Here is a 4,762-nt window from a genome sequence, read left to right on the forward strand (position 1 = left end):
CCACCCACCCACACCGCCCCCGAAAGGAGGCGCACCGTTCTCATATGATCGCCGTTCCCGGACAACCTCAGCTGTCACGCGAGCGCGCAAACTGACCGGTGGGGCGAAGCCGAAGGCGAGCCCCACCGGGAAGATCGCGAAGCGATGTCGCGTCTCGCCCAAGCACGGTCAAGGCGCGAGCCGCTAGGCGAGTGCCCTGGGCCGGGATTGAATAAACACAGCCGCTAGGCGAGTGCCTTGGGCCGGGGTTGAATAAATAGGGCGGAGCGGACGGTTCGGTCGCGTTCGGCGGTCGATACCGCGAACACGATCTCCATGTCCTGCTCGTCCATCCGGGCGGGGTAGACCACGAACCGCCAGCAGCCCTCGCGCCACACGTCGAGCGGCACCGCGCTGGCCAGGACGTTCTCGTGCTTCACCCACGCCGCGCTGTCGTACAGCGCCGTGTACGTCTCCGAGAGCGGGCTGCGCCGCCGCTCGCAGGGCATCGCCGACCGGTTCCGTCCGCCCCGGAGCCCGTCCCGCAACCCGTTGCGCTCCAGCAGCGCCGACAGCTCGGGGGACAGCGCCGCGAACAGCGCCAGCTCGACCGTGAACACCAGCCCGACCTGCACCTGGACGTCCCGCAGCACTTGCAGGCCGGCGAGCGGCGCTCCGATCGAGGCGGTGGCGGCGCCGGTGAACAGCATGGCGCGCAGGACGCTCCGCCGGTCGACCCGCTTGGTGCTCAGCCCGCCGAAGCAGCCGCATCCGGCGTCCGGCCGGCGGACGCGCAGCTCTCCGACCGCCCACGTGGCGGCCGCGAAAGCGATGGCGGTCGCCAGCCGCACCGACATGTGCGAGGTCACCAGCAGCGCGAGGCCGAGGAGGCCCTCGCCGAGGCCGAGCCCCACGTTCATCCCGCGGACGCGTTGCAGCGCCGCCAGCCGGGCCTGCCCGGCGGGCACCGGGACGCCGTGCACATGGTCGGGGACGTCCGCCGCGTGCTCGCGGATCGTCAGTTTCGCCAGGCACGCCGCCAGCAGGACGGCCGCCAGCAGCAGGACCTGCGTGTTCTGGAACGCCGTCACCATCGTCCGGCACTCCCCTCATCGGACGCGCCGGGCGCGGCTGGACGCACGAGCGCGTTGAAGCACCCGGCCTCCAGGTCGCCTCCCAGGGCCACGAACGCGGTGGGCGTCAGCTCGACGATCCGCCCGCGCGGCGACGTGCCGCACTCCACGCACCGGTCGCAGTAGCGGGCCGCCATGCACCCGCACTCGACCACGGGCAGGACGACGGTCCGTCCGCTGCACTCGTTGTGGACGGTGACCTCGCTGCCGAGGGAGAGGTAGGGCAGCGCCACGCATCCGGGCGGCGCGTCGGGGCAGCCGCCCGCGTCCCCTTCCGGATCGATCGCCGGATACGCCGCTCCGCCCTGGCTCACCACTTCGTCCTCCCAGCCGGTATCGCCGTGCTCATCGGAGTCCGGAGCGGCCGGCATCGGACCGGCATCGGGGACGTACGGCCAGGTGCCCTCGTACAGTCCGCCTCGCGGGGCGGACGGCGGTGGCGGCGTCGTCGCGCCACCGATCGGGCCGAACCAGGTCGCCGTCCCGTGCAGCGTCCCGTGGACGGGCGCGGACGCCCCCGGGGCGGCGAGGTCGTCGGCGCGGTAGCCGGGCTGCGACGTCCCGGGACGCACCGCCTGGGGGCCGCCCGGCGACCCCACGTAGATGACGTCGATCAGGTATCCGGCCTCCAGGCGCGGGTGCCGGACGAGCACCCGGCCAAGGGCGGGCGGGGGGATCACCACATGGGCCCTCCCTCTGTGCGGTCCCATGTCCACCTCCACGGTGTCCCTCCCGCGCGCCAGGATCGTGCCGGTGATCCTGCCGATGTCGACCCAGACCCGGGCGGCTCCGGGCCCGTCGTCCTTCGGCCGCACGATCACCTCGCGGCCCGGCCGGAGCGCGGCGAGGCCGGCGCGCCCGCCGTGCCAGACGGCCGTGGCCTCCGTCATCGCGATCCGGACCTCGGTGCCGCCCGAGCCACCGGACCGCAGGACGAGCAGGTGCGGGCTGGCGTCCAGGATCGTCCCGGTCACGGCGCTCAGCGGCCCCGCGGACCGTTCCGGCAGGCCGGAGGGGACGGGCGGGGGCGGGCCGAAGACGGCCTCGCGGTGTCGGCGGCGCCTCGCTCCACGGCGGCGGGGTAGCGGCATGGCGGCACTCCGGCATCGATCATCACTCGCGGCCACAACAGTTAGGACGGCGAGTCAAGGTTCACGCGCTGCCCCCCGGCTGTCGACGGATTTGTCGCGATAAGTCGTTGGGCGGAGGAGGATCCCGCTACTCGGGTTGAAGATTATGCACTGGTTGACCCGAAAATAAGTTTTCTGTAGGACCAAAATGACGATCTACCTGCGATCGTCGACGGTACCGGCGCGCCCCCGCCGTCCAAGATCCTGAGAATGACCCGGCCGGCGCGGCTCCACAACCCCTGGTTCGGTGGTGAGGTGAACAGGTCGAGGCACGAGGAGTTCCGCGCGTACGTGGCGGACCGCGGGCCCGCCCTGCTGCGCGCGGCGACGCGGCTGAGCACCGACCGCGCCGAGGCGGAGGACCTCCTCCAGGCCGCCCTCGCCAAGACCTACCTCGCCTGGGACCGCATCCACGACCGCGCGGCCGTCGACGGCTACGTCCGGCGGGCCATGGTCAACACCCAGATCTCCTGGTGGCGGCGCCGCAAGCTGGAGGTCTACCCCACCGACGAGTTGCCCGACCGTCCCGTCGACGACCACACCCGCCGCAGCGAGCTGCACGACGCGCTCGGCCGCGCCCTGCGCAAGCTGCCCGAGCGCCAGCGCCTCGCCGTCATGCTCCGCTACTACGAGGACATGTCCGAGACGGAGATCGCCGACGTGCTGGGCGTCAGCGTCGGCACCGTCAAGAGCACGGTCTCCCGCGCGATGGCGAGGCTGCGCGACGACGACGCCCTCGGGGACGACTTCCCCGGCATCCCGTCCCAGCGCCCCTGACCACCGCCGCTACGCCGACCGGATCGCCTTCTCCCAGCCGCGGAGAAAGGCCGGATAGTCGGCGGCGAACTCGTCGAGCGTCCGTGCGGCCTCCTCGGTGAGCGCGGTGAGGTCGTAGGTCACCTCCACCAAGCTGTGCTCGGGACCGTCCGCGGTCAGGAGGACGGTCACCGTCCCGGCGCGGTGTCCCGGCGTCACGCGCGCGTAGGAGACGCGGTGGCCGGGCTCGCATTCCACTACCACCCAGGTCGTCGTCTCCCCGTCGTGGACGGTCTCGAAGACCGTCCCCGGCCCGGTGCCGTCGTCGGCGGGGAACCGGGGCCGCCAGCCGGGCGCCCACCGCTCCTCGCCGCGCGGGGTGAACAGCTCGAACGCCTCGCCCGGCGGCACGTGGACCCGGAACCGGCCGCTCAGCCGGTGCCGGGCGCTCACGGCGCGGGCCGTTCGGTGAGGCGGTGGGCGTCGGCGGCGGTGAGGGTCAGCCCGTAGACGGCCTTGAGCTGCTCGATCTTGCCTATGGTCTCGGACGAGAAGGGGGCGCTGCCCTCGAAGGCGTGCAGGGCGATGCCCTCCACGAGGTCGCCGAGGGACAGGTCCAGGTACTCGGCCAGCCCCTTGAGGACCTTGAGGACGTTCCGCTCGACCCGCAGCCCGGTCTGGACGCGATCAACTGTTACCATGGTACCAAGATAACACTTCGAATATGACTCGATTCTGACGCGGAGTCATGGCCCGCGTGATTACAGAGCGATGCGGAACTCCACCTCCCGGTCACCGTCGCGAAGATTTCGGAGGATCATGTGGTGCGCGGTGGCCGGGCGGGTGTATGCAAGGTGGGCTGAATGTCCGGACGACCCCTTTGGGGGCGGACGCCCCACGCCGGTGCCGGGAGCGTGTATGCCGAGGTTGTCCCCCTCCGTTGCCACCGCCGACCGAAAGCTGGTCAAAGGGCTGAACGAAGGCGATGAGGCGGCGCTGGCCGCGCTTTACGATGAATACGGCGAGCGCCTTTACGATTACGCACTGTCAATGTCGGCGGACGAGAAGGTCGCCGCGGGCATCGTCCACGACACCTTCATCGACGCCTGCCGCCGCGCCCCGCGCATGCGCGACCACCTGCACCTGAGCTCCTGGCTGTACGGCGCGGCCCGCCGCCGCTGCATCCGGCGCGGCCGGGCCGGCGAGCTGTTCTGGGACCGGGACGGCGAGTTCTCCGACAGCCCATTCCTGGACCGGACCGAATTCGAGGCCGCGGAAGCCGCCGAGGACGCCGCCGCGCTCGAATCCGCTGGCGGCTCCCTGCGGGACGGAGCCGAATCCGAATTGCCGCCGCCCGAGGAACTGCACCACCTGCTCAGAACCTGCCTGGCCCGCCTCGATCCCGTCGACCAGGAAGTGGTCCTTCTCGCGTTCCGGCACGGCCTTCGCCCCGCGCGCCTCGGAGCGGCGCTCGGCATGTCCGCTCGGCGCGCCGCCATGCGCGTCCGGAGGGGACGCACCGGAATGGAAGCCGCGCTCGACGCCGAACTCCTCCGCGCGACCCGGGAATGCGCCGCCCGCCGCCGTCCCGCCGAGGACGCCCCGAGCCAGGCCGACCCCGCGCGGGAGGCCCGTCCCACGGCCGTCGCCGTCCTGGCCACCCGCAACCCGTCGCCACCACCGCCCGCCGCCGCGCCGCCGCTCGCCGAGACCCCGCTCGCCGAGACCCCGCTCGCCGAGACCCCGTCCGCCGCACCTCTGTCC

General features: G+C 72.3%; 6 protein-coding genes. 2 read left to right on the forward strand and 4 right to left on the reverse strand.

The window, feature by feature from the left end:
* Positions 1 to 224: 224 nt before the first annotated feature.
* Together E1298_RS44195 and E1298_RS50965 are read right to left on the reverse strand one after the other, a co-directional pair.
* Positions 225 to 1,073 (reverse strand): MauE/DoxX family redox-associated membrane protein, encoded by an 849-nt coding sequence (locus tag E1298_RS44195; RefSeq protein WP_131903351.1) that lies wholly within the window; start codon positions 1,071 to 1,073, stop codon positions 225 to 227.
* Positions 1,067 to 2,203 (reverse strand): hypothetical protein, encoded by a 1,137-nt coding sequence (locus E1298_RS50965; RefSeq protein ID WP_243726220.1) that lies wholly within the window; start codon positions 2,201 to 2,203, stop codon positions 1,067 to 1,069. The genes E1298_RS44195 and E1298_RS50965 overlap by 7 nt, the downstream gene beginning before the upstream one ends.
* A 249-nt stretch (positions 2,204 to 2,452) precedes the next feature.
* Here E1298_RS50965 and E1298_RS44205 point away from each other — a divergent pair, with 249 nt between their 5' ends.
* Positions 2,453 to 3,019, forward strand: coding sequence for a SigE family RNA polymerase sigma factor (locus E1298_RS44205; protein ID WP_131903352.1), 567 nt, complete (start codon positions 2,453 to 2,455; stop codon positions 3,017 to 3,019).
* 9 nt (positions 3,020 to 3,028) lie between these two features.
* Here the strand turns inward: E1298_RS44205 and E1298_RS44210 are convergent, their stop codons facing one another.
* Positions 3,029 to 3,451 carry an SRPBCC family protein gene (locus E1298_RS44210; RefSeq protein WP_131903353.1) on the reverse strand — a complete coding sequence of 141 codons (423 nt, stop codon included), beginning with the start codon at positions 3,449 to 3,451 and terminating at the stop codon, positions 3,029 to 3,031.
* Positions 3,448 to 3,699, reverse strand: coding sequence for a hypothetical protein (locus E1298_RS44215; protein ID WP_131903354.1), 252 nt, complete (start codon positions 3,697 to 3,699; stop codon positions 3,448 to 3,450). The genes E1298_RS44210 and E1298_RS44215 overlap by 4 nt, the downstream gene beginning before the upstream one ends.
* A 217-nt stretch (positions 3,700 to 3,916) precedes the next feature.
* Here E1298_RS44215 and E1298_RS44220 point away from each other — a divergent pair.
* Positions 3,917 to 4,762 (forward strand): RNA polymerase sigma factor (locus E1298_RS44220; RefSeq protein ID WP_165975954.1); only part of this gene is annotated, 846 nt, incomplete at its 3' end.

The sequence above is a fragment of the Actinomadura rubrisoli genome (assembly GCF_004349215.1).
GTDB lineage: Bacteria > Actinomycetota > Actinomycetes > Streptosporangiales > Streptosporangiaceae > Spirillospora > Spirillospora rubrisoli.

Coding starts and splice junctions, on each gene's coding strand:
- E1298_RS44215 (WP_131903354.1), bottom strand. CDS start 3,699: ATGGTAACAGTTGATCGCGTCCAGACCGGGCTGCGGGTCGAGCGGAAC.
- E1298_RS50965 (WP_243726220.1), bottom strand. CDS start 2,203: ATGCCGCTACCCCGCCGCCGTGGAGCGAGGCGCCGCCGACACCGCGAG.
- E1298_RS44205 (WP_131903352.1), top strand. CDS start 2,453: ATGACCCGGCCGGCGCGGCTCCACAACCCCTGGTTCGGTGGTGAGGTG.
- E1298_RS44195 (WP_131903351.1), bottom strand. CDS start 1,073: ATGGTGACGGCGTTCCAGAACACGCAGGTCCTGCTGCTGGCGGCCGTC.